Genomic DNA, 24,927 nt, shown 5'->3' on the forward strand with positions numbered 1-24,927 from the left:
CTGGTTTTAAATTTTTCCATAGTATTTTCTAATAAACCACTCTAAGCCTAAGAATAAAACAATAAGCCCTAAAAGCCATTTCCAATCGATCAGTGCTATTTTTTTTACACTACTTTTTTGAATTGGCCGATATGTATCATCGTTTTTTAAATCTTGTAAGAGCTCATTAAAATTTGAAACATGGTAAAGAGTGCCATTAGAATTGGCCGCAAGACTTTTCAGTGCCCCTAGGTTAGCATAAGTAAATTGTTGTTCTATATTATAGTTCAAAACGGTAAAAGAACCGCTTCTACTTATAGGTTGTCCTTCTGCTTTTACAGTAAATGTATAGTTACCGCTTTCAAGGTCTGAAATACTACTTATAAAATTTTGTCCGCTCAATCGAAAAGGAAACACTCGTACATCGTTATTTTCCTTATTCCTAAGTGTTAGATTTAAGCTTGCCCTAGCGTCTATATTATAATTACTATCAAAGTAGGTAGCTTTAATGGTGACCACATCATTTTGATAAACAACAGGCGCATAATCTAAATCTAAACGGTTAAGTCGTTTCTTAATCGATAAGTACTGAATTAACTTATTTATAAACTGGTCAAATTCTAAAAAAGACTTCGTATTGGCATATGAAAAGGCTCTCCACTTCCAAATACCCTCACCCAACAGAATAGCTCCACGTTTGTCATTTTTTATAAAAGTTGCCAATAATGGTTTTTCTGTTTCAATATTGTTAATGCTTTGATAAAGTATGGTTTCAGATGGAAGCTTAAACTCCAACGTTCCAAATTTAGCTTCTAAAGGTGGTAAATTCTCAAAATCAAAATCATCAACCACAAAAGAACTATAAGAAGTATTTCTAGTAGCCTGCACTTCTTCTGTTTGATTAATCGTACTTTTTATAAAATCTTCTTGAACGCTGTTTAAAAAACTCCAATTAGTTCTTGTGCCCGTAATTATAAAATAATTGAGAGTGCTTTCTTTTAATTTGTCAAAAACATTCTGAAAACTAATTGTTGGTTGATATAGCATAATTAGTTGATAATCATTTAAATTACCGACTTCATTTATACTTATTATTTCAACTTTACGTTGTTTATTTGTTTCAATAGAACGCTTTAACATTCCCAAATCAGGGTGCGTAATATCAGAGATTAAAGCAACCTTAGATTGCTCATCAATAACTTCAACCGTAAAATTACTTTGATTGTTTACCTTATTAATTTCATTTGTTAACGGAGAAAGTTGTACGCTATAATTTAATACACCAACGTTCGTTGCTGTTGTATTAAATGTAATACGTTCTGAATTTTTACTACCATTTAAAGTAACTGTCTTTCTAAAAATAGTATTAGAATCATTTGCAACAGTAAGATTAGTGGTAACTGGGTCACTACCATTATAGTTTACAAAAACTTCAACCGGAAATGTATTGTTTAAAAAACTGTACTTGTTTACATTTAACTTATTAATTTTCAAATCTATATGTGGCACGGTATCGCCTAAAACCAACGGATATGCTTTAGGTTTTGTATTATAGAAGGCATAATCAGAGCCCAATGTTTGATTTCCATCAGTAACCAAAACCAAGGCATCAGAACTTTCATATAGATTATCAAGTGACTGTAATGTATTAATGATGTTGGTTTTGTTAACAGAAAAATCTAAAGAATCTAAACGATCAACATTTTCATTAAACACAAAGAAGTCAACATCAAACCGAGTATTCAAGTCATTATCATTTGAAATAGATGTAATAACGTCTTCTACGTCATCATCATTATTTAGTAATTTCACTGACGATGAATTGTCAATTGCCACAACCAATCGAGGTTTCTTAGTTTCAAGCTGATTACTTTCTATGCTGGGGTTAATTAGTAAGAGTAGTAATAAAAAGATACTCAAAAATTTGAGGAATGCTAGAAGTATTACTGTTTTAGAGCGTTTATTACTTTTATAAAAATATTGAAAAACTGCAATTGCTAATGCAGCAATTGCAGCTAGTAAAATCATTAAATAAGTCTTTGTATCCAAGTTTAATTATACAACTTATGTAAGCATCCCGCCATCAACATTTAAAGTTTGTCCTGTAACATATTCAGACATATTTGAAGCTAAAAACACGCATGCATTTGCAATATCTTCTGGTGTCCCTCCTCTTTTCAATGGAATTGCATCGCGCCAACTTTGTACAGTTTCTTCAGGTAATGCTCCAGTCATTTCAGTTTCTATAAAACCAGGTGCAATTGCATTACATCTAATATTTCTCGAACCCAGCTCTAAGGCAACAGATTTTGTAAATCCTAAAATACCGGCTTTCGAGGCAGCATAATTGGTCTGTCCAGCATTACCTTTAACACCTACCACAGAACTCATATTAATGATAGAACCTGCACGTTGCTTCATCATAGGGCGGATAACCGCTTTTGTTAGATTAAAAACCGACTTTAAATTTACTTCAATAACCTTATCAAAATCTTCTTCGCTAATTCGCATTAAAAGATTATCCTTGGTAATTCCTGCATTATTAATTAAAACATCAATAGCTCCAAACTCTTCTAATACATTTTTAGCTAGTTCTTGAGCAGCATCAAACTCAGCGGCATTAGATTGATAACCTTTAGCCTTAACACCATGTGATTGCAAGCTTTCTTCTAATGCTTTCGCAGCTTCGGCTGAAGAATTATAAGTAAATGCAACATTTGCACCATGCATTGCAAAAACTTCTGCAATTCCTTTACCGATTCCTCGGGTTGCGCCGGTGATTAAAGCTGTTTTATTTTCTAATAATTTCATAAGTTTTCATTAGTTAATTAAGATTCAAATATACTAAAATAGTTATGCGGAAATACTCATTTTGAGGGTTGATTTTGTTAAAATAATTCACAAAATGTAACTTTTATCTTTGAACGTCGTCAAGTATGTATAACTAAATATTATAATTCATGAAAAAATTAGCAATGCTATCGCTAGTTCTTCTATTTGTGGTAGCATGTAAAAAAGACAAAGCCGACGATCTTGTCGCAATGAAACCAGCACCAAAAATTCCAGTTGAAGACTTCTTCAAAAACTCCGAAAAAAGAACATTTAGAATGTCTCCTAATGGCGAGTACATCGCTTATTTGGCTCCTCATAACAAAAGGATGAATATTCATGTTCGTAAGTTCGATAGTGACTCCGTTACCAGAGTAACGAATGTTGAAGATCGTGATCTTGCCGGTTATTTTTGGGCAAATGATGATCGCTTAGTATATGTGCGTGATAAAGGAGGTAACGAAAACTTCCACTTATTCGCTGTTAACAAAGACGGCTCTAATGAGAAGGATTTAACTCCTTTCGATGGAGTACGTGCTCAAATCATTGATAATTTAGAAGATAATCAAGATGAAATGATTGTTGGCTTAAATAAACGTATACCTCAAGTGTTTGATCCGTATCGATTAAATATTAATACCGGTGAAATGGATTTATTATATGAAAATCCAGGTAATATTACAGGTTGGGGAACAGATCATGACGGTAAACTACGTTTAGCTTATGTAACGAATGGTGTTGATCAAACATTATTATACAGAGAAGCTGAAGACAAACCTTTTAATGAGGTGATTACTACGAACTTTAAGCAAACTTTAGCTCCACAGTTTTTTGATTTCGACAATGGTGATATTGTATATGCTATATCTAACTTAGGAGGTAGAGATAAAGCAGCCATTGTTAAATATGATTTGAAAGAAAATAAAGAAGTTGAAGAAATCTTTATTAATGATGAAGTAGATGCCGGAGGTATTTCTTATTCTACAAAAAGAAAAGTACCTACCGTAATTAATTTCACTAAAGACAAATTAAATAGAAAATTCTTAGACAAAGAGGCTGAAGATATTTTCAAAAAACTAGAAGCAGAATTAGGTGCTAATAACGAGTATTATGTTACTTCAAGCAATAAAGAAGAAGACAAGTTCTTAATTTATGCTGGTAATGATAAAACACGTGGTTCTTACTATTATTATGATAGAAACTCTGGCGATGTGAAACATATGGCAGACTTAAGTCCATGGATTAAATCTGAACATATGGCCGAAATGAAGCCTATCTCCTACACTTCTAGAGATGGTTTAAAGATCAATGGTTATTTAACGTTACCAATTGGTGTTGAAGCTAAAAATCTACCTGTAGTTATCAACCCTCATGGTGGTCCATGGGCACGCGATAACTGGGGATATAATCCAGAAGTGCAGTTATTGGCAAACAGAGGATATGCCGTGTTGCAAATGAACTTTAGAGGTTCTACAGGATATGGTAAAAAATTCTGGGAAAGCTCATTTAAAAAATGGGGACAAGAAATGCAAAATGATATTACCGATGGGGTTAAATGGTTAATCGACGAAGGTATTGCTGATCCAAAAAGAGTTGCCATCTACGGAGGTAGTTACGGTGGTTATGCAACTTTAGCAGGTATTACAAATACACCAGATTTATATGCAGCAGCAGTTGACTATGTAGGCGTTTCTAACTTATTTACTTTTATGGAAACAATTCCTCCATACTGGGAACCTTACAAAAAAATGCTTTATGAAATGGTAGGTGATCCAAGCACAAAGGACAGTATTATGATGAAGGCAAACAGCCCGGTTTTCCATGTTAATAAGATTAAAGCTGCATTATTTATTGCGCAAGGTGCTAATGACCCGCGTGTTGTACAAGCTGAATCTGATCAAATGGTAGAGGCGCTTAAAAAGAATGGCGTTACTGTACAATATATGCTAAAAGAAAATGAAGGTCACGGATTTAGAAATGAAGAAAATCGTTTCGATTTCTATAATGCAATGACTGAATTCTTAGATAAAAACCTTAAAGAAAAGCCTGAAAAGATCAAAACCTGATCGTTTTAGTTTTATTTAGTTAACGAAAAAAGCCTGTCAATTGACAGGCTTTTGTTATGTTATTTTAAATTTTTGAAATATTCTTCAATCAAATCTGCCCAATCTTGTAAATTGTTCTTATACATCTTTTCAAGGGAATCTTCATTGAGCTTATTCCCTTTTTCGTTTAAACCTGTAAATGTGTAGGTAACTGTTGTATTTGTTTTTGAAGCATCAATAGCATTACATTCTACGGTTATTGTCCAAAATCTATTTTTAGTAGAAACAAAATATTGTACCAGGTAATTTTTAGGTTCGTATTTAGAAACGACCCACAGAATGTCTCCCTTACCTCCATGTCCATGGCCATGTGCTTTTATCTTAAATGTTGTTCCTTCTTCCATTATTTCTTTATCAGGATAAACTAAGACCGGCTCCCAACCCGGGGCCCATTTGCGCTCTTCAAAAGCTCCATATAAAGGAAAAACCTTTTTAATATTTTCATTTACTTGAAATGAAGCTGTTTTAGAAACTCTTTCTGAGATGAACTTCTTTTTTACACTATGCTGTCCGCTACATCCCGTAACCGAAATAGCCAATAAAATGAGTATACTTGTTGTTTTCATATGGCAAAGAAACATACGAGCATTTTCTTTTTCATTTACATTTGTTGATAAATGAAAATGATCTGACTATTTCAATTTGTCAATAAATTGTTTTCGCGCTCTACTTAATTGTGTTGGAGTAATACCTAAATAGTTTGCGATAAAATAATGTGGAATTCTGTTAATTAAGTTTGGATATTCTGTCAAAAAAAGCTCATACTTTTCAACAGAACTTAAATTTAAAAGGGATACCAGTCTTGATTGTAATTGATTATTTAATTTTTGAAATTCATGAGTGATTACATCTGTTATTTTTCTATCCTTATTTACCCATGACATTACCTCGGCATAATCAGCAACCGAAACCTTACATTCTGTTAAGGCTTCTATAGTAAAAGCAATATTTACATTAGGTATAAAGCTACCCACAATCATATCGCCTTCTTGGTAAAAGTGTGTAGTAACTTCATCACCATCATTATCATATACAAAACCACGCATTACTCCTTTATTAAGTTGACCAATTGTGGTGCATGGTTTTCCTTTCTTTAAAAAGTAATCCCCAGTTTTAAAATGACGGATTTTATGTAAAGATTCGTTTAGTGAAGACGCGTTACCCATTCTATAAAGTTAAATAAACCTAGTCAATCATTTCTCATAGTAAATTCTTATTGAATTTAACATGAAGCGACTTGCTCTATAAAAGAAAACAAAAAAGCCTGCTATCGCAGGCTCTTAATATTTTTTGATTTCAAATATTTATCCTAATACTTCAGCTACTTTTTTACCTATTTCAGCCGGTGAACTCACTACGTGAATTCCATTAGCAGCCAAGATTTCCATTTTAGCTTGAGCGGTATCATCTTTTCCACCTACAATAGCACCTGCATGTCCCATAGTTCTCCCCGCAGGAGCCGTTTGCCCGGCAATAAAACCTATCACGGGTTTTCTATTACCGTCAGCTTTGATCCATTTTGCTGCATCAGCTTCTAATTGTCCTCCAATTTCACCGATCATCACAATGCAATCTGTTTCATCATCATTCATTAATAACTCTACAGCTTCTTTCGTTGTTGTACCAATAATTGGGTCTCCTCCAATTCCGATGGCTGTTGTAATCCCTAAACCTTGCTTTACCACTTGATCGGCAGCTTCATAAGTTAATGTACCTGATTTAGAAACAATACCCACATTTCCTTTTTTGAAAACAAATCCTGGCATAATACCAACTTTAGCCTCATCTGGCGTGATTACACCTGGGCAATTAGGCCCAACCAAACGGCAATCTCTATCTTCTATATAAGATTTCACTTTTACCATATCAGCTACAGGAATACCTTCGGTAATACAAATAATAACTTCAATTCCGGCATCAGCAGCCTCCATGATTGCATCTGCTGCAAACGCTGGTGGTACAAAAATGATACTTGTGTTCGCATTTGCTTTTTGTACAGCTTCAGCTACCGTATTATAAACCGGTTTATCTAAATGTGTTTGACCACCTTTTCCCGGGGTAACACCACCCACAACATTGGTTCCGTATTCGATCATTTGACCTGCATGAAACGTGCCTTCACTTCCAGTAAAACCTTGAACAATAATTCTTGAATTCTTATCGACTAAAACACTCATGTGATTTTTATATTTAGTTTGATTAATTTCTCAATTTAGACTTGACAAAAGTAATTTTTTATAAACGACTTCAAAAGTCTTTTAAGATATATTATTTACTTTTTCAATAATTTCTGGCAATACTCTAATTCCGGCTAGTTCACGATATTTTTTTCTAGCTTCTTCACAAGGCGATCCAAAATACGTTTTGCCGCCTTCCAAGCTTCTTCCTACACCAGATTGTGCGAGTATAATTGCTTTTCTACCAATGGTAATCCCGCTAATAACTCCTACTTGCCCCCAAAGTGTAACCTCATCTTCAAGAATTGTACAACCGGCAATGCCAACATGCGAGGCAATCAGACATTTCTTGCCAATTACCGTGTCATGTGCAATTTGAACTTGATTATCGATTTTTGTACCTTCTTTTATTGTCGTATCTCCGGTAACTCCTTTATCAATAGTACATGAAGCACCTATCTCAACATGGTCTTCAATCACTACTCTTCCGGTGGATAATAATTTATCAAATCCTTCAGGGCGATTTTTATAATAAAACGCATCACTTCCTAAAACGGTACCAGCATGTATTGTAACGTGATTGCCTATAACACAATTATCATAAATAGTTACATTAGGGTGTATAATACAGTCTTTCCCGATTTTCACATTGTTTCCAATAAAAACATTAGGTTGAATAATAGATCCGTTACCAATTTCGGCTGAATCGGCAATCATTTTACTTGAAGAAGCAAAAGGATTAAAATGCTGTGCCAGTTTATTAAAATCGCGAAAAGGATCGTCTGAAATTAGTAATGCCTTTCCGTCTGGGCGTTTTACTTTTTTATTAATAAGTACAATGGTTGCGGCAGATTCTAATGCTTTATCGTAGTATTTAGGATGATCAACAAAAACGATATCACCAGGCTCTACAACATGAATTTCATTCATCCCTTCTACTGGAAAATTTTCTTCTCCAATAAATTCAACATCAATTAGTTGAGAAATTTCTTTTAAAGTGTAAGTTCTATTGAATTTCATCTTCGATTTCTACAATTAATTCAAATAGCCAATTAAAAAGCTACTCCTTAACACGTTCTTGGTAAGTACCTTTTTCGGTCTCTATTTTTATTTTATCTCCTTCATTAATAAATAAAGGAACATTTACCCTTGCTCCGGTTTCAACGGTAGCAGGTTTTGTCGCATTTGTTGCTGTATTACCTTTAACACCTGGCTCAGTATGTGTAATCTCAAGTATAACGCTTGCTGGCATTTCAACAGCCAACGGAATTTCATCGGCTGCACGAACAATTACAGTCACCACCTCACCTTCTTTCATTAAATCTGATCGATCTAAGAGTTCTTTTTGTAATTGTATCTGTGTATAGTCATCATTATTCATAAAATGATACATATCGCCATCATTATATAAATATTGATATTTGCGTGTTTCAACACGTACTTCTTCTATTTTATGACCCGCAGAAAACGTATTATCTACCACTTTTCCGGTAGTTAAACTTTTCAATTTTGTTCTTACAAAAGCAGGCCCTTTGCCAGGCTTTACATGTAAAAATTCGATGATTTTATAGGTGTCATTATTATAAACAATGCATAATCCTTTTTTAATATCTGATGTAGATGCCATACAATTAATTTGATTTAAAATATCCTTTCATAATACCACGCTGAGAACCTTTGATAAACTCTAAAATTTCATCCCGCTCTGGTGTAGCTTCCATTTCAGCTTCGATAATAGTAACCGCCTGTGAATTATTATAATTTTTTTGATAGAGAATTCTATAAATATTCTGGATTTCTCTAATTTTCTCAGCATTAAAGCCTCTTCTTCTTAATCCAACTGAGTTTATACCTACATACGATAAAGGTTCACGAGCGGCTTTAACATAAGGCGGAACATCTTTACGTACTAAAGAACCACCGGTAACAAAAGCATGATTACCAACCGAAGCAAATTGATGAACTGCAACCATCCCAGCTAATACTACATTATCACCAACTGTTACATGGCCAGCGAGCGTTGAATTATTAGAAAAAATACAGTTATCACCTACAATACAATCATGTGCAACATGGCAATAAGCCATTATAAGGCAATTATCACCAATAACCGTTTTTAAACGATCATTGGTACCACGATTGATCGTAACACATTCTCTAATGGTAACGTTATCGCCTATTTCTACTGTAGTATCTTCATCATCGTACTTTAAATCTTGCGGGATTGCAGAAATAACTGCTCCCGGAAAAATTCTACAGTTTTTACCAATTCGGGCACCTTCCATAATGGTAACATTAGAACCAATCCAAGTACCAGATCCTATGGTTACATTACTATGAATAGTTGCAAAAGGTTCAATCACCACATTACGAGCGATCTTAGCTCCCGGGTGAACATATGCTAAAGGTTGATTCATTTTATTCGGTTCTTTTAGAAATTTGTGCCATTAGTTCAGCTTCACTTACCAATTTACCATTCGCATAAGCATAGCCTTGCATGTGACAAATTCCTCTACGTATTGGTGATAATAATTCTAATTTAAATATTAAAGTATCACCGGGTGTTACTTGTTGTTTAAAGCGAACCTTATCAATTTTTATAAAATAAGTTAAGTAGTTTTCAGGATCGGGTACAGTACTCAAAACCAGTATCCCGCCTGCTTGCGCCATTGCTTCAATTTGTAATACGCCCGGCATAACGGGTGCTCCTGGGAAATGTCCAACGAAGAATGGTTCATTCATAGTTACATTCTTCATTCCTACCACATGCTTATCAGATAGTTCTATAATTCTATCAACTAACAAGAATGGAGGTCTATGCGGAAGCATTTTCATGATCTTATTAATATCCATCAATGGTGGTGCATCAAGATCGTATTTCGGCACTTTATTTCGTTTTTCTATTTTGATCATCTTTGCCAATTTCTTGGCAAACTGTGTATTCACACCATGACCAGGCTTGTTAGCAATTACTTTTCCTCGAAATCGAGTACCAACCAATGCTAAATCTCCTATAACATCAAGTAATTTATGTCTTGCGGCTTCATTTGGCCAATGTAACGTTAAGTTATCTAAAATACCATTAGGTTTTACCTGTACGTTCTCCTTTTTAAATGCCACTCGAAGCTTTTTCATCGTATCTTCAGACAAAGGCTTATCTACATAAACAATGGCATTATTTAAATCGCCTCCTTTTATAAGATCATTGTCTAATAGCATCTCAATTTCATGTAAAAAGCTAAAGGTACGTGCTGCCGATATTTCTTCTTTAAAATCAGATATATGCTCTAGCGTTGCATTTTGAGTGCCTAATACCTTTGTGCCAAAGTCAACCATTGTGGTAACTTGATATTCATCAGAAGGCATTAAGATTATTTCACTACCAGTAGTTTCATCTTTATATGAAACAATATCTTTTATAATATACTCTTCTATTTCGGCATCTTGTTCTCTTATACCAGCATTTTCTAATGCCTCAATAAAAAACTTAGATGAACCATCCATAATTGGCGGTTCTGGAGCATCTAACTCCATAATAATGTTATCTATACCACTTCCAATAACGGCTGCTAATACATGTTCGGAAGTATGAATTTTAACTCCGTTTTTCTCCAGGTTTGTTCCACGTTGCGTATCTGTAACATAATCAGCTTTAGCCTCAATAATCGGACTCCCTTCTAAATCCGATCTTATAAATGCAAAACCGTGATTTTCTGGTGCAGGTTTAAACGTTAATTTCACCTGTTTCCCAGTATGCAAACCTACTCCGGAGAGTGATATTTCTTTTTCAATGGTTTTTTGCTTCGTACTCATTAAATCTTTGTTTGCTCTTTTAATGTTTTCTCTAATAGATTCACTCTATCTGCCAATTTTTGCAGATTTTTAAAGTGCACGTATGATTTGTTATAATCTGAATATGGCAATGCCGGACTTCCTTGTACGGTTTCATTATCTTTTAAGCTTCGTCCGATACCTGATTGTGCCTGAATTCTAACATTATCACCAATAGTAATATGGCCAACAATGCCTACCTGACCACCGATCTGGCAATTCTTACCAATTTTAGTAGACCCGGCAATACCGGCTTGAGCCGCTATTACGGTATTTTCACCAATCTCTACGTTATGTGCAATTTGAATTTGATTATCTAGTTTTACACCCTTTTTAATAACAGTAGACCCCAACGTCGCTCTGTCAATGGTCGTACCAGAACCAATGTCAACGTTATCATGAATAATTACATTTCCAGTTTGCGGTACTTTATTATATACACCATTCTCGTCTGGCACAAAACCAAACCCATCACAACCAATAATAACGCCCGAGTGTACCGTACAGTTATTACCGATGATCGATTCTGAATAAATTTTAGCTCCGGCAAAAATCAAGGTATTATCGCCAATGGTAACGTTATCGCCAATAAATACATTCGGATAAATCTTTACATTATCACCAATCTTAGTGTTATCACCAATATAGGTAAATGCCCCTAAATAAATATTCTCACCTAAGCTAGCAGAATCACTAATAAAATTAGGTTCTTCAATACCCGACTTATTCAATTTTACTTGATTATAGAATTCTAACAACTTAGAAAAAGCCTGATAAGAATCTTCTACACGAATAAGTGTTGTTTTAATTTCCTTTTCAGGAATAAAACTTTTATTCACAATAGCAATTGAAGCATTGGTAGTGTATAAAAAAGAAGTGTATTTTGGGTTAGACAAAAACGTTAACGACCCTTTGTCTCCTTCTTCAATCTTAGAAAGCTTATAAACTTCTTCATTAGGATTTCCATCAACTTCACCTTCTAAAATATCTGAGATTTGTTTTGCTGTAAATTTCATTCCTGCAAAAGTAAAAAAAATAACGTTACAAACTTGGAGCTAATTACTTCGGATAATAGCTGTAATTTTTTGTAACCGGCTTTGTTAGTGCCTCGAGATTTAAATGATCTGAGACATTAATAATATCTATTATATTGTTTTTCTTTAGTTTAATATAAATAGGGTACTTTTCTTTATTATATGCCTGATTGCTAATAGTGCCTTTAAAAACAAAATAGGAGGCCTCATCATGTGATATATCATAGCTCTCAACTACCTTCTTTAATTTGGTTTCTATTATTGAATCTGCTATATCACTATCTTTTATAATTACTTTAGGAAGTTTCCTATTTATAATTGATTTACAAAGACTTGAAAGTACTTTGTCTGAGTGATTCATCCATGTTTTTATAGAGCAAACAATATCATAATCATCTAACCATGAAAAAGTGTCTAACGCCGTATCATCAAATGTAGATTTTGTAACGTTTTTATTTAAAAAGTAATTCAAATTATGGCTAACGGCGATATCCTTTTCGGTTTTAGCAATATACTTTGCTCTCTTTAATATATTTACTAAAATATTCTCGGCCGCTAGGCTTGTTTTATGCAAATAAACCATCCAATACATGAGGCGTCGGGCAACAATAAATTTTTCAACAGAATAAATTCCCTTTTTGTCAACAACTAAATTATCATCAACCACATCTAACATTGTAATTAATCGTTGTGAATTAATATTTCCTTCGGTTACACCGCTATAAAAACTATCTCTCTTTAAATAATCGAGCCTATCTATATCTAGCTGACTTGCAATTAACTGATTGAAAAATGGGCGATCGTATTCACCTTTAAACATTTTAATTGCAAGTGATAATTCTCCATTAAACTCTTTATTGAGTTTTTCCATGAATTTTAAAGAAATGGCTTCATGGTGTATATCTTTTACTAAACTATGTTCTAAGGTGTGCGAAAATGGTCCATGACCAATATCATGCAATAGTATCGCTATTTGAAGTGCTTCACTTTCCTTCTTTGAAATTTTAACTTTTTTAAACTTAAGAACATCAATTGTTTTTTGCATTAAAAACAAACATCCAATAGCATGTTCAAACCTTGTATGATGCACGCCGGGATACACTAAATAAGACAATCCCATTTGAGAAATTCGCCTTAATCTTTGAAAATAAGGATGTTCAATAATATTAAAAATTAATGTGTTGTGGATGGGAATAAATCCGTAAATTGGGTCGTTAAAAATTTTAAGCTTTTTCAAAGAATCAAGTTTAAATGATACAACAAAAATAGATGTTTAATTTTTTATTACTAAAAAACACAGCATGAGCGAAATGAAAATACTTTGGGTTGACGACGAGATTGAATTGTTAAAACCGCATATGCTATTTTTAGAGAAAAAGAATTACAACGTTACTACTTGCAATAACGGTGCAGAAGCGGTTGAGAACATTGATGAGGGTAATTATGATATTGTTTTTTTAGATGAAAACATGCCTGGTTTATCTGGTATAGAAACACTTTCTCGAATTAAAGCCAAATTGCCAAACCTTCCTGTAGTAATGATTACCAAAAGCGAGGAAGAATATATAATGGAGGAAGCCATCGGTGCTAAAATTGCCGATTATTTGATAAAACCGGTAAATCCTAATCAAATATTATTGTCCTTAAAAAAGACCTTAGATAACTCTCGTTTGGTATCTGAGAAAACCACTTCTAATTATCAACAAGAATTTAGAAAGATTACCATGGACATGGCGATGGTAAACTCTTTTGACGAGTGGGCAGATCTTTATAAGAAATTAGTTCATTGGGAAATTGAATTAGAATCTATTGATGATGTTGGAATGATAGAGATTCTTGAAAGCCAAAAAAACGAAGCCAATTCACAGTTTTTTAAGTTTATAGAAAAAAACTACCAAGGATGGTTTCACGGTGAAGAAAAGCCTATTTTATCACACACTTTATTTAAAGACATCATCGCTCCAGAAATTTCGAAAAAACAAGGAACGTTATTGATTGTAATTGATAATTTAAGGTATGATCAATTAAGAATATTGGAGCCCGTTATTAATAACTACTATAAAAAGGAGGAAGAAATTCCGTTTTACAGTATTTTACCTACCGCAACACAATATGCGCGTAATGCTATTTTCTCAGGTTTAATGCCTTCTGAAATGGAAAAGCGACATCCTGAGTATTGGAAGAATGATATTGACGAAGGAGGTAAGAATTTGTATGAAAATGAATTTTTAACGGCTCAAATAAAACGCTTGGGGTTAGACATAAAACATGAATTTTATAAAATCACAAGCTTGTTTAATGGTAAAGAGCTAGCTCATAATTTTGCCGGAGTTAAAGACAATGACCTCACCGTAGTTGTTTACAACTTCGTAGATATGTTATCGCACTCGAGAACAGAAATGGAAATGATAAAAGAGCTGGCCAGTGATGATAAAGCTTACAGATCATTAACCTTAAGTTGGTTTAAAAACTCTCCATTGCTTGAGATTATTCAAAAAGCGCAACGCATGGGCCTAAAATTAATTGTAACAACCGATCACGGAACAATTAATACCAAACGCCCATCTAGAGTTGTTGGTGATAAGAATATAAGTTCAAACCTTCGATATAAAACGGGTAGAAGTCTTACTTATGAAGACAAAGAAGTATATGCTGTAAAAAATCCGAAAGATATCTTTTTACCAAGTATACATATGAGTAGCTCTTTTGTGTTCGCCAAAGAAGATTATTTCTTTGCCTATCCTAATAATTACAACCATTTTGTTAAGTATTATAAAAATACTTATCAACATGGGGGCATTTCATTAGAAGAAATGATCATACCATGTGTAGTTATGGAACCAAAATAAAAATTTGTAGTTGAAAGATTATCAATTGTTTATTTTTTAACAATGTCGCAAAAATTGTTAGGTAATTTTTAGAATTATCTAACAGTTTTTTCTAAGATTTTCTTCAAATTTGTGCTTTCAATTTTTAAGCATAAACATCCAGTGAAAAAACATAATTTTAGTGCCGGTCCATGTATTCTGCCGCAAGAAGTTTTAAGAAAAGCTTCTGAAGCGGTTTTAAACTTCAATAATGATAACTTATCATTGATAGAGATATCACATAGAAGTAAGGCTTTTGTAAATGTTATGGAAACTGCTCGCAGTCTTGTACTTGAGCTTTTGAATCTTCAAAATAAAGGCTATTCGGTATTGTTTTTGCAAGGTGGTGCCAGTCTAGAATTTTTAATGACACCGTATAATTTACTTAAAACCAATGGTAAAGCGGCGTACTTAGATACCGGTACCTGGAGTTCTAAATCTATCAAAGAAGCTAAATTGTTAGGAGATATAGAAGTAATTGGATCTTCTAAAGACAAAAATTACAAGTATATTCCTAAAGATTTTGAAATTTCTGATGATGTAGATTATTTTCACTGTACAAGTAATAATACGATCTTTGGTACTCAAATCAAGAAATTTCCACAAACCGAAAGTTTAATGGTTTGTGATATGAGTTCCGATATTTTCTCAAGAGTATTAGATTTCACACAGTTTGATTTAATCTATGCCGGTGCACAAAAGAATATGGGGCCTGCTGGAACAACTTTAGTAGTTGTTAAAGATGAAATTTTAGGTAAAACAGGCAGAACAATCCCTTCGATGTTAGATTATCAGGTACATATTTCCAAAGATAGTATGTTTAATACACCTTCTGTTTTTGCCGTATATGTATCAATGCTTACTTTACAATGGCTAAAAGATCTTGGTGGTGTAGCTGCAATTGAAAAGGTAAATGATGCCAAAGCGAAACTCTTATATGATGAAATTGACAACAATCCATTATTTGAAGGCGTAGCGGTTAAAGAAGATCGATCAAGCATGAATGTTACATTCATTTTAAAAGATGAATCATTAAAAGAAAAATTTGATAATGCTTGGCAGGCGGCCGGTATTAATGGATTAAATGGCCATAGATCTGTTGGAGGCTATAGAGCAAGTATATATAACGCGTTACCATTAGAAAGTGTTGAGGTATTGGTTAGCGTAATGCAAAATTTTAATAAGTAAATAAAATGAAAATATTAGCAAATGACGGAATTGCAACAACTGGTGTTGCTGCATTACAAGAGGCAGGATTTGAGGTAATCTTAACGAAAGTCGCCCAGGAGCAACTAGTTAACTATATTAATGACAATGAGGTAAGTGTACTATTGGTACGCAGTGCTACCAAAGTTCGTAAAGATATTATTGACGGATGTTCATCATTAAAAATTATTGGGCGCGGTGGTGTTGGTATGGATAATATTGATGTAGATTATGCAAAAAGCAAAGGCATTCATGTAATCAATACTCCTGCAGCTTCTTCACATTCAGTAGCAGAATTAGTTTTTGCACATTTGTTTGGCATGGTACGTTTTTTACATGATTCGAACAGAAACATGCCCCTTGAAGGAGATTCCAAATTTAAAGATCTAAAAAAGGCATATGCCAAAGGTGTTGAATTAAAAGGAAAAACCTTGGGCATATTAGGTTTTGGCCGTATAGGTCAAGCTACAGCCAAAGTTGCCTTAGGTGTAGGTATGAAAGTAGTAGCCTTTGATCCATTTATAGATAATGCCAACCTTGAATTAGATTTTTTTGATGGTCAAACTATCAATTTTGATATCAATACCATTTCAAAAGAAGAAGTACTACAACAATGTGACTTCCTAACACTTCATGTTCCTGCTCAGAAAGATTATGTTATCTCTACCGCAGAATTTGATATAATGAAAGAAGGTGCCGGTATCATTAATGCGGCTCGTGGTGGTGTGATTGACGAAGTAGCTCTAGTAGAGGCGCTAAAGAGTGGTAAAATTTCAAAAGCTGCATTAGATGTGTTCGAAAATGAACCTACTCCTGAGATTCAATTGTTAATGAACCCTGATATTTCATTAACGCCGCACATTGGTGCTGCAACAGGTGAAGCTCAAGACAGAATTGGTTCAGAATTGGCTGATCAGATTATAGAAATTCTAAAATAAGTTCTACCTTGCCATCCGGTAAGTTATCCAAAGCTTCCTGTTCGTTAAACAGGAAGCTTTTTGTAAATAAAAAATTGTTTATAAAAAGTAATCTTCAATGGCTACGGTAAAACCTTTTAGAGCTGTACGTGCAACAAGAGATAAGGTAGCGTTGGTATCCTCTAAATCATATGAAGCTTATACTCCTGCAGAATTAGGAGCTAAGCTAGATTTTAACCCATTTACCTTTCTACACATTATTAATCCTGGTTATAAATACCACCAAGAAGTATCAGGTAAAGAACGCTTTAAATTAGTTCACAATCGATTTATCGAATTCAAAGAGAATAAGATTTTTACCAAAGATCAAGAACCTGCATTTTATATCTACAAGAAAAAAGTGGATGATATGGTTTTCTGTGGAATCATAGCAGCAACCAGTGTTGAAGATTATAACGCTAACATTATTAAAAAGCATGAAGGCACAATAAAACGTCGTGAGCAACTATTTCAAAACTATCTTAAAACTGTAGGTTTTAATGCAGAACCAGTACTACTAACCTACCCCGATAATGATGCTATAAAAAATGTTATAGAAAGATATGAGGTACAGCGCCCTGAATATGAATTTACTACAACAGATAAACAGATTCATTATTTATGGGTAATTGATCAAGCTTCAGATGTAAATATCATTAAAAAAGCTTTTGAAGAAATGGATGCACTTTATATCGCCGATGGACATCATCGCTCTTCATCTTCTTGCCTTTTAGCCAAACAATTAAAGGAAGAAAATAATAAGCACACGGGTGATGAAGCTTATAATCTCTTTATGAGTTATTTGATTCCAGAATCACATTTAAAAATTTCTGAGTTCAATCGTTTAATAAAGGACTTAAACGGACTCACAAAAGAAGAATTTCTAATTCAGTTAGATGCGTGGTTTCGCATTGATAATAAAGGGCAACAAATTTATAAGCCTTCTAAAAAGCATCATTTCAGTATGTATTTAGATGGTGAGTATTATTCATTGTATTTACGAAAGTCTGTTTATAATTTTACGGATGCACTCAGTAAGCTTGACACCGAAATATTGTATCGAACCATTTTAAAGCCAATATTGGGGATTAAAAACTTGAGAAAAAGTAAACGCATTAAGTATTCTCATGGCAAAAATGATGTCTTCAATCTAAAACATAAAGTAGATTCTGGTAAATTTGAAGTGGCATTTGGATTAGTACCAGCAACCGTTGATCAGCTTAAGGAAATAGCCGATGCAAACTTGCAAATGCCACCTAAAAGTACTTATATAGAACCAAAACTACGAAGTGGCTTATTGATCTATGAATTTTATTAATTATGTCCTTATTATTTAATCCAATGGTACTTTCATATTTCGTTGCAATAAGAAATAACAAATGTTAACCTATGAGCATAGCTGAAAATTTAAAACATATAAAATCTACTTTACCAGATCATGTTACGCTAGTTGCAGTTTCAAAAACGAAACCTGTAGAAACCATATTGGAAGCTTACCATACCGGCCAAAGAGTTTTTGGTGAGAATAAGATCCAAGAAATGGTTGCTAAGTATGAAGATTTACCTAAAGATATTGAATGGCATATGATAGGCCACTTGCAAAGAAATAAAGTAAAGTACATGGCGCAATTTGTTAGCTTAATTCATGGTGTAGATAGTTTTAAAACTTTAAAAGAGATTAATAAACAAGCTCTAAAACATGATCGTACTATTGATTGCTTGTTGCAAGCTAGAATTGCTCAGGAAGAAACTAAATTTGGTTTAACATTTGAAGAAATTAAGACTATTCTTAATTCAGATGAGATACAAGAACTAAAAAATATAAATGTTGTGGGCTTAATGGCTATGGCTAGTTTTACATCAAATAAGAATCAGATTCAAGAAGAATTTTCTCATTTAAGTACTTTTTTTAAACAACTAACAAATAACCAACCGCAACTAACTGTCTTATCCATAGGTATGAGTGGTGACTATCCATTAGCAATTGAAAATGGTAGTACAATGGTACGCGTTGGAAGTGCAATTTTTGGAGCAAGAAATTATAATTAATGGAAGGGACTAAAAGAAAAAATATTAAAATAGGCTTACGAGTTGCTATTGTCCAGAAACATCATCAACGTACTGGCGAATTGACCGATGGTATTGTACAACGTATTTTAACCAATGCCTCTAATCATCCTTATGGTATTAAAGTAAGACTTGAATCTGGTGAAGTTGGAAGAGTTAAAAAGATTTTTTCTTGAAATTGAAGGAAATGAAAACGTTTTTGGTAGACATTTACAAAAATGTAAAATTATTGGTTGTAATAAATCCTAAGTAAGTGACTTAAAAAGATGATAGAACTAATAAGGACCAACTCTCAAAATCTAGAATTTAACAAACTAGTAAAGTTATTAAATACCGACCTTGCCAAAAGAGATGGGGAAACGCATCCATTAGCTCAATTTAATAATATTAGTGCTTTAAAACATGTTGTTTTGGCAATTAATGATGGTAGCACGATTGGTTGCGGAGCAATATCAAAATATGATACACATACCATGGAGATAAAGAGAATGTATGTTATTCCTGAAGCAAGAGGTCAAAGAATTGGAGAAATAATTTTGTCTGAATTAGAAAACTGGTCTAAAGAATTAGGCAATACCAAATGTCTTCTATTCACTGGTTCCAAACAACCAGAAGCAACCAGGCTTTATGAAAGAAATGGTTACGTTAAAATTAAGAAATATGGTGAGTTAAAGGGTATTTCTGATAGCCTATGCTTTGCAAAAAACTTATAATTAATGACAATATAGTTTATAATTTAATAAGGTTCCCGAAGAGTTTTTCCAATAAACGTTAACCTTACTTTATATCAATGCATCATTTTAAAAAGAAGTTCCTTTAAAATGTCACCTTGATCTAATTTATTAGCGCCAACGCCTTTACTTTTTAAATCGGCCTCACGAAGTAGTGAAATTACTTGCGATACTTTTCGCATAGGATAATTACTCGCAGCTTTTTGATAATCATTTACAAAATAAGGATTGACTCTTAAAGCCTTGGCTACGCTTCCTTTAGATTTGTCGCGTAAACCATGATAGATCAATAATTGTGTGAAAAAACTATTTAATAAAGAAATAGTCATTACCAATGGATTGCTCTTAGGGTTCTGTGCAAAATAAGTAATAATCTGATTTGCTTTTAAAATCTGCTTCTCTCCTACTGCCTTACGTAACTCAAAATTATTGAAATCTTTACTAATCCCAATATTTTCTTCTATATGCTTAGGTGTTATTAACTTTTCTTCACCCAAAATAAGTAATAACTTTTCGAGTTCATTATTTATTTTAGCTAAATCTGTGCCTAAAAATTCGACAAGCATTAAGGTTGCTTTTGGCTCTATTTGATATTTTTTCCCTGCCAGTACACGTCGAATCCAATCTCCGACCTGATTTTCATATAGTTTTTTACTCTCAAACAACACACCATTCTTCGCAATTATTTTCGATAGTTTTTTTCGCTTATCGAGTGTTTTATATTTATAACAAAGTACCAAAATCGTAGATGGCTGTGGGTTCTCTACATAGTTCGATAGATTTTCGATAGTTCTTGATAACTCTTGTGCTTCTTTTACTATTACCACCTGACGTTCGGCCATCATTGGAAATCGCTTAGCATTAGAAACAATATCGTCAATGCTTATATCTCTTCCATAAAGAACCACTTGATTAAAGCCTTTCTCTTCTTCAGACAACACATTACCTTCAATATAATCAGCTATTTTATCAATATAATAGGGCTCTTCACCCATTAAAAAATAGACAGGTGCTATTGTACCTTTTTGTATATCTGAAACTATTTGATTGATTTTATCCACAACTAAGAAAAAAATATCATTTTTGCAGCATGCAAGCGCTTAATTTTTCTGCATATCCATTTAAGCTCAAAAGTAACGAAAATAAGACGTTCATTTTTGATATTATTAGAAAAAAATATGTGGTTTTAACACCCGAAGAATGGGTACGTCAACATGTTGTTCATTATTTGATTAAAGATAAAAACTATCCCATATCATTAATAGCAGTAGAAAAGCAGTTTAAACTCCACACCTTAAAAAAGCGTTTCGATATCTTGGTGTTTAATTCAAATGGAGAACCTAACATAATTATTGAATGTAAAGCACCATCCGTGAAAATCACACAAGAAACTTTTGATCAAATTGCTCGTTATAATTTACAGTTAGAGGCGTCTTTTTTAATGGTTTCAAACGGATTAGATCATTATTTTTGCAATCTTGATCATGAAAGTAAACGTTATAATTTTTTAAAAGAACTACCAAAGTATACGAAGCCTTGAAATTAGCAATCGTCATATTGAATTGGAATGGGAAACAATTATTAGAGCAGTTTCTGCCATCTGTTATTGCATATAGTAAAGAAGCCGAAGTTTATGTAGCTGACAATGATTCTGATGATGATTCAATTGCGTATGTAAAAGAGCATTTTCCTACGGTGAAAATTGTTAAAAATGAAGTAAACGGAGGTTATGCAAAAGGTTATAATGATGCCCTGCAATATATTGACGCAGATATTTACGCATTGGTCAACTCAGATATAGAAGTTACAGAAGGATGGTTAACACCTATAATAAAAGAATTTAAAGAAAGCCCTCAGGTAGCAGCGATACAGCCTAAAATTCTTGACTATAAAAATAAGGTCAAGTTTGAATATGCAGGTGCCGCTGGCGGGTATATTGATGCTTTAGGATATCCTTACTGCCGTGGACGGATTTTTACAACATTGGAAACTGATGAAGGACAATATAATAGCAATCAAGATATCTTTTGGGCTTCTGGTGCTTGTTTTTTTATTCGTTCTTCTGTTTTTCATCAGTTAAATGGATTTGATGAAGAGTATTTTGCTCATCAAGAAGAAATTGATCTTTGTTGGCGGATCCATAACGAAGGTTATTTCATTAAATATGTGGGTGAAGCTAGGGTTTTTCATGTTGGTGGTGCCACGTTGAGTAATCAAAATCCAAAAAAAACCTACTTAAACTTCAGAAACAGTCTTTTTACTCTAGTTAAAAACCTTCCTAGCAACAAATTATTCTTTACAGTTTTTGTCCGAATGGTACTAGATGCGGTGGCCGCCATAAAGTTTATATTAGAATTCAAACCTGCTCATTCTTGGGCGATATTCAGATCGCATATGAGTTTTTATAGGCAGCTTTTAAATTATCTTTCAAAGCGAAAAGAACAAAAAAATAAAGTAGAAAATTATTATCATTCAAAAAATATTGTTTGGCACTATTTTATAAAAGGTAAAAAAAGCTTTACCGAACTTCCTTAATAGTAATCTTGTAATTTTTGGCTTATCTTTGGGTAAAATCATTGTAAATTATGAGTATTACCGAGCATTATCAATATGCATTAGACCAAGCAAAAAAAAGTTATTCCGAAGGTGGTATTCCAATTGGTTCTGTTCTGGTTAAAGATGATATAATTATAGGTGCAGGCCATAATCAACGTGTGCAAAAATTAAATCCGATTTTGCATGGTGAGATGGATTGTTTACAAAATGCTGGTAGACAAGCCGATTATTCAAAAATGACATTATATACTACACTTAGCCCATGTATGATGTGTGCAGGAACCATTGTGCAATTTAAAATTAAAAAAGTAGTTGTTGGTGAGAACATAAACTTTGAAGGAAATATTCCTTTTTTAGAGAAAAATGGTGTCGAGGTGACTCTTTTAAATGATCAAAATAGTATAGCATTAATGAAAAAATTCATTGATGAAAAACCGCAATTATGGAATGAAGATATTTCTGAAATTATTTAATTATGGCATATAATGAAGCATTAACAGATAAACTAAGGGAGCACTTGGTGTCTTATGGAGATGCAATAGTTGAAAAAAAAATGTTCGGAGGTGTTTGTTTTTTATATCAAGGCAAAATGTCTGTAGGAATCGTTAAAGATGATCTTGTGGTAAGAGTTATTGCTGAGAAAATGGAAAATGAGTTAGAGAAACATAATGTTCGGCCTATGGATTTTACCAAAAGACCAATGAAAGAGTTCATTTATGTTGAAATTGAAGATGAACGTAACCTGCCCTATTGGATAGCTCTTGGTATTGAACATGCAAAAAGTAAATTGAAATGACCTCGTAATTTCTGTGTAAGCAGAAATCTGTATACTAATAATGTTTAATCAAATCTCTCTCTTTTTGAGAATATATTATGAAAAATCTTAGTTGGGATTCTTTTACCAAGAGAATCCATATTAAAACAGAAATCCCGAAGTTATTTCAGCTTTGGTCTACAGAAAAAGGTATTACTACTTGGTTTTTAAGCAATGCCGACTACTTACGTAATGATACTAAAATTGATCTTTATGAAACCGTACAAGCCGGTGATACTTATACTTGGCGATGGCATAATTGGGATGGCGAAGAACATGGTAAGGTTTTAGACATTAAAGAAAATGAATACATTAAATTTTCTTTTGCAGGTGAAAATGACCTTTTAGTTACATTTGAACAAAGAGAAAACGCAGTGCTCCTTTCACTTACACAATCAAACATTCCTCTTGATGAAAAAAGTAAGCTTGAAATCTTTTATGGATGTAGTAATGGTTGGACATTTTGGTTGGCAAATCTTAAAGCCTATGTAGAGCATGGCATTTTATTAAATGAAACGGAAATTGATCTTAGAGGGTTTGAGCTTTCAGGCTATGAATTTGTAAACATGTAATTTCAATTGTACAATCCAAAATATCGCTACTATTTTTAAATTGTGTTTTAATTATTGTTAAAATTATAAACACCATAAAAATTGTGTTTTTATCTATATTTCAATAATTAAGATATTGTTAATCAATTATTTAAAAAAACACTTTCTTTCTATTTCACCAAACAAACGAAAGATTTCAACATTATTTTTATAAAACTTTAGAAACTCTTTAGATTGTTGTTTTTTCTTGCGGCCTCAAAATCTGTAAAAAAATATATTCAAATTTTAACCTATGAAAAAATTATCAATTTTATTGGTCGTGGCGGTGTTAACTGTTTCATGTGTTTCTAAAAAGAAGTATGTAGCTCTAGAGCAAGATAGAAATAATCTTAAAGGGGAGTTGCATAAAACAACTATCGCTAAAGAAGAGTTAGAGGAAAAGTTTGCTGAAATCGAAAAGAGAGTAAAGGCATACAACGCAAAAATTAACGCCTTAAAAGAAGAAAGTGATGCTAAGTTAACTGCATCTGAAGGCTTTGTAATCTCTACAGAGGCAAAAAATCAAATGAAAGCTACACTTGCTAAAATGGATCCTGAAACCGTAAAAGGTGCTAAAACTTTAAAAGATTCTATGAACTTAGCTGTTGCTTACAATTTAAAGAATGCAATGGCGAGTGCTGATTTAAATGAAGAAGATGATGTAGCGATTAATATTGATGAAACAGTGGTAATGATTTCAATTTCAGACAAATTGTTATTTAACACTGCAAGCTATAGAATCAGCAATAAAGCTGATAATATCTTGAAAAAAATAGCAGACCTAGTAAATTCTGAAGAAAGCTTAGACTTAATGGTAGAAGGTCATACAGACTCAAGAACTATCAATAACGGTCGTGTTGCAGATAACTGGGATTTAAGTGTATTACGTGCAACTTCTGTAGTAAGACGTTTACAAGATAAGTTTGATGTAGCATCAGAAAAACTAATCGCTTCTGGAAGAAGTTCTTTTCAACCATTAGTTACTAATGACTCAAAAGAGAATAGAGCTAGAAATAGAAGAACACGTATCGTAATTTTACCTAATATTGATAAGTTTTTCGCTTTAATGAATAGCGAGCAACAATATTCGGTAAACGATAATGAGTAATCATCGAGTAACTAAATAAAACTATGAAAGCCGAATGTAACGTTCGGCTTTTTTTATGTTAAACATGCTGTTTTTAT

The 24,927-nt window shown here is 33.1% G+C and carries 26 protein-coding genes; 14 read left to right on the forward strand and 12 right to left on the reverse strand.

The window, feature by feature from the left end; all coding sequences use genetic code 11:
• Positions 1-6: 6 nt before the first annotated feature.
• Positions 7-2,007, reverse strand: coding sequence for a VWA domain-containing protein (locus AC1EUU_RS03480; protein ID WP_480199982.1), 2,001 nt, complete (start codon positions 2,005-2,007; stop codon positions 7-9).
• A gap of 36 nt (positions 2,008-2,043) precedes the next feature.
• Complete coding sequence (gene fabG, locus AC1EUU_RS03485) at positions 2,044-2,790, reverse strand: 3-oxoacyl-[acyl-carrier-protein] reductase (protein WP_480199983.1); 747 nt, start codon at positions 2,788-2,790, stop codon at positions 2,044-2,046.
• Between the two features lie 149 nt (positions 2,791-2,939).
• Between fabG and AC1EUU_RS03490 the strand changes: the two genes are divergently transcribed.
• Complete coding sequence (locus AC1EUU_RS03490; RefSeq protein WP_480199984.1) at positions 2,940-4,874, forward strand: S9 family peptidase; 1,935 nt, start codon at positions 2,940-2,942, stop codon at positions 4,872-4,874.
• Between the two features lie 59 nt (positions 4,875-4,933).
• On the opposite strand, the gene AC1EUU_RS03495 is transcribed toward AC1EUU_RS03490, so the two are convergent.
• From AC1EUU_RS03495 to AC1EUU_RS03535, 9 genes are all read right to left on the reverse strand, one after another.
• Positions 4,934-5,479, reverse strand: coding sequence for a hypothetical protein (locus tag AC1EUU_RS03495; protein ID WP_480199985.1), 546 nt, complete (start codon positions 5,477-5,479; stop codon positions 4,934-4,936).
• Between the two features lie 66 nt (positions 5,480-5,545).
• A complete protein-coding gene (locus tag AC1EUU_RS03500) occupies positions 5,546-6,079 on the reverse strand; it encodes a Crp/Fnr family transcriptional regulator (RefSeq protein WP_480199986.1) in 534 nt (177 codons plus the stop codon).
• A gap of 138 nt (positions 6,080-6,217) precedes the next feature.
• The gene (gene sucD / locus AC1EUU_RS03505; protein ID WP_480199987.1) at positions 6,218-7,090 is read right to left on the reverse strand and encodes a succinate--CoA ligase subunit alpha; all 873 of its coding nucleotides are present in this window, start codon (positions 7,088-7,090) and stop codon (positions 6,218-6,220) included.
• Positions 7,091-7,171: 81 nt separating this feature from the next.
• The gene (locus tag AC1EUU_RS03510; RefSeq protein WP_480199988.1) at positions 7,172-8,110 is read right to left on the reverse strand and encodes a UDP-3-O-(3-hydroxymyristoyl)glucosamine N-acyltransferase; all 939 of its coding nucleotides are present in this window, start codon (positions 8,108-8,110) and stop codon (positions 7,172-7,174) included.
• 40 nt (positions 8,111-8,150) lie between these two features.
• Positions 8,151-8,717 carry an elongation factor P gene (gene efp / locus AC1EUU_RS03515; protein WP_480199989.1) on the reverse strand — a complete coding sequence of 189 codons (567 nt, stop codon included), beginning with the start codon at positions 8,715-8,717 and terminating at the stop codon, positions 8,151-8,153.
• 4 nt (positions 8,718-8,721) lie between these two features.
• Positions 8,722-9,507: an acyl-ACP--UDP-N-acetylglucosamine O-acyltransferase gene (lpxA, locus tag AC1EUU_RS03520; RefSeq protein ID WP_480199990.1), complete on the reverse strand. Its 786-nt coding sequence runs from the start codon at positions 9,505-9,507 to the stop codon at positions 8,722-8,724.
• A gap of 1 nt (position 9,508) precedes the next feature.
• Positions 9,509-10,903, reverse strand: a complete 1,395-nt coding sequence (locus tag AC1EUU_RS03525) for a bifunctional UDP-3-O-[3-hydroxymyristoyl] N-acetylglucosamine deacetylase/3-hydroxyacyl-ACP dehydratase (RefSeq protein WP_480199991.1) — start codon at positions 10,901-10,903, stop codon at positions 9,509-9,511.
• Complete coding sequence (gene lpxD / locus AC1EUU_RS03530; RefSeq protein WP_480199992.1) at positions 10,903-11,937, reverse strand: UDP-3-O-(3-hydroxymyristoyl)glucosamine N-acyltransferase; 1,035 nt, start codon at positions 11,935-11,937, stop codon at positions 10,903-10,905. The genes AC1EUU_RS03525 and lpxD overlap by 1 nt, the downstream gene beginning before the upstream one ends.
• Positions 11,938-11,980: 43 nt before the next feature.
• Complete coding sequence (locus tag AC1EUU_RS03535; RefSeq protein ID WP_480199993.1) at positions 11,981-13,192, reverse strand: HD domain-containing protein; 1,212 nt, start codon at positions 13,190-13,192, stop codon at positions 11,981-11,983.
• 64 nt (positions 13,193-13,256) lie between these two features.
• On the opposite strand from AC1EUU_RS03535, the gene porX reads away from it, so the two are divergent.
• The 7 genes from porX (at position 13,257) to AC1EUU_RS03570 (ending at position 19,764) form a co-directional block, all read left to right on the forward strand.
• Entirely contained in the window at positions 13,257-14,804 is a 1,548-nt protein-coding gene (porX, locus tag AC1EUU_RS03540) for a T9SS response regulator signal transducer PorX (protein WP_480199994.1), read from the forward strand.
• Between the two features lie 141 nt (positions 14,805-14,945).
• A complete protein-coding gene (serC, locus tag AC1EUU_RS03545; RefSeq protein ID WP_480199995.1) occupies positions 14,946-16,010 on the forward strand; it encodes a 3-phosphoserine/phosphohydroxythreonine transaminase in 1,065 nt (354 codons plus the stop codon).
• Positions 16,011-16,015: 5 nt separating this feature from the next.
• Complete coding sequence (locus AC1EUU_RS03550; protein WP_480199996.1) at positions 16,016-16,966, forward strand: D-2-hydroxyacid dehydrogenase; 951 nt, start codon at positions 16,016-16,018, stop codon at positions 16,964-16,966.
• A 97-nt stretch (positions 16,967-17,063) separates the two neighbouring features.
• Entirely contained in the window at positions 17,064-18,302 is a 1,239-nt protein-coding gene (locus AC1EUU_RS03555; RefSeq protein ID WP_480199997.1) for a DUF1015 domain-containing protein, read from the forward strand.
• Between the two features lie 71 nt (positions 18,303-18,373).
• Positions 18,374-19,033: a YggS family pyridoxal phosphate-dependent enzyme gene (locus tag AC1EUU_RS03560; protein WP_480199998.1), complete on the forward strand. Its 660-nt coding sequence runs from the start codon at positions 18,374-18,376 to the stop codon at positions 19,031-19,033.
• Positions 19,033-19,227 carry a YwbE family protein gene (locus tag AC1EUU_RS03565; protein ID WP_480199999.1) on the forward strand — a complete coding sequence of 65 codons (195 nt, stop codon included), beginning with the start codon at positions 19,033-19,035 and terminating at the stop codon, positions 19,225-19,227. The genes AC1EUU_RS03560 and AC1EUU_RS03565 overlap by 1 nt, the downstream gene beginning before the upstream one ends.
• Positions 19,228-19,317: 90 nt before the next feature.
• The gene (locus tag AC1EUU_RS03570; RefSeq protein WP_480200000.1) at positions 19,318-19,764 is read left to right on the forward strand and encodes a GNAT family N-acetyltransferase; all 447 of its coding nucleotides are present in this window, start codon (positions 19,318-19,320) and stop codon (positions 19,762-19,764) included.
• A 74-nt stretch (positions 19,765-19,838) separates the two neighbouring features.
• Here AC1EUU_RS03570 and holA read toward each other — a convergent pair whose 3' ends face one another.
• Positions 19,839-20,843, reverse strand: coding sequence for a DNA polymerase III subunit delta (gene holA / locus AC1EUU_RS03575; RefSeq protein ID WP_480200001.1), 1,005 nt, complete (start codon positions 20,841-20,843; stop codon positions 19,839-19,841).
• 29 nt (positions 20,844-20,872) lie between these two features.
• Here holA and AC1EUU_RS03580 point away from each other — a divergent pair, with 29 nt between their 5' ends.
• The 6 genes from AC1EUU_RS03580 to AC1EUU_RS03605 all read left to right on the forward strand — a co-directional run bounded on the left by AC1EUU_RS03580 (position 20,873) and on the right by AC1EUU_RS03605 (position 24,850).
• Positions 20,873-21,322 carry a type I restriction enzyme HsdR N-terminal domain-containing protein gene (locus AC1EUU_RS03580; RefSeq protein ID WP_480200002.1) on the forward strand — a complete coding sequence of 150 codons (450 nt, stop codon included), beginning with the start codon at positions 20,873-20,875 and terminating at the stop codon, positions 21,320-21,322.
• Positions 21,319-22,317, forward strand: a complete 999-nt coding sequence (locus tag AC1EUU_RS03585; RefSeq protein ID WP_480200003.1) for a glycosyltransferase family 2 protein — start codon at positions 21,319-21,321, stop codon at positions 22,315-22,317. Before AC1EUU_RS03580 ends, AC1EUU_RS03585 begins: the two co-directional genes overlap by 4 nt.
• Before the next feature lie 50 nt (positions 22,318-22,367).
• Positions 22,368-22,811, forward strand: a complete 444-nt coding sequence (locus AC1EUU_RS03590) for a nucleoside deaminase (RefSeq protein ID WP_480200004.1) — start codon at positions 22,368-22,370, stop codon at positions 22,809-22,811.
• A gap of 2 nt (positions 22,812-22,813) precedes the next feature.
• Positions 22,814-23,134, forward strand: coding sequence for a TfoX/Sxy family protein (locus tag AC1EUU_RS03595; RefSeq protein WP_480200005.1), 321 nt, complete (start codon positions 22,814-22,816; stop codon positions 23,132-23,134).
• A gap of 77 nt (positions 23,135-23,211) precedes the next feature.
• A complete protein-coding gene (locus tag AC1EUU_RS03600; protein ID WP_480200006.1) occupies positions 23,212-23,724 on the forward strand; it encodes an SRPBCC family protein in 513 nt (170 codons plus the stop codon).
• A gap of 271 nt (positions 23,725-23,995) precedes the next feature.
• Positions 23,996-24,850 carry an OmpA/MotB family protein gene (locus AC1EUU_RS03605; protein ID WP_480200007.1) on the forward strand — a complete coding sequence of 285 codons (855 nt, stop codon included), beginning with the start codon at positions 23,996-23,998 and terminating at the stop codon, positions 24,848-24,850.
• The last annotated feature ends 77 nt before the right edge of the window (positions 24,851-24,927 follow it).

The organism is Maritimimonas sp. 2205BS37-2, assembly GCF_056591755.1.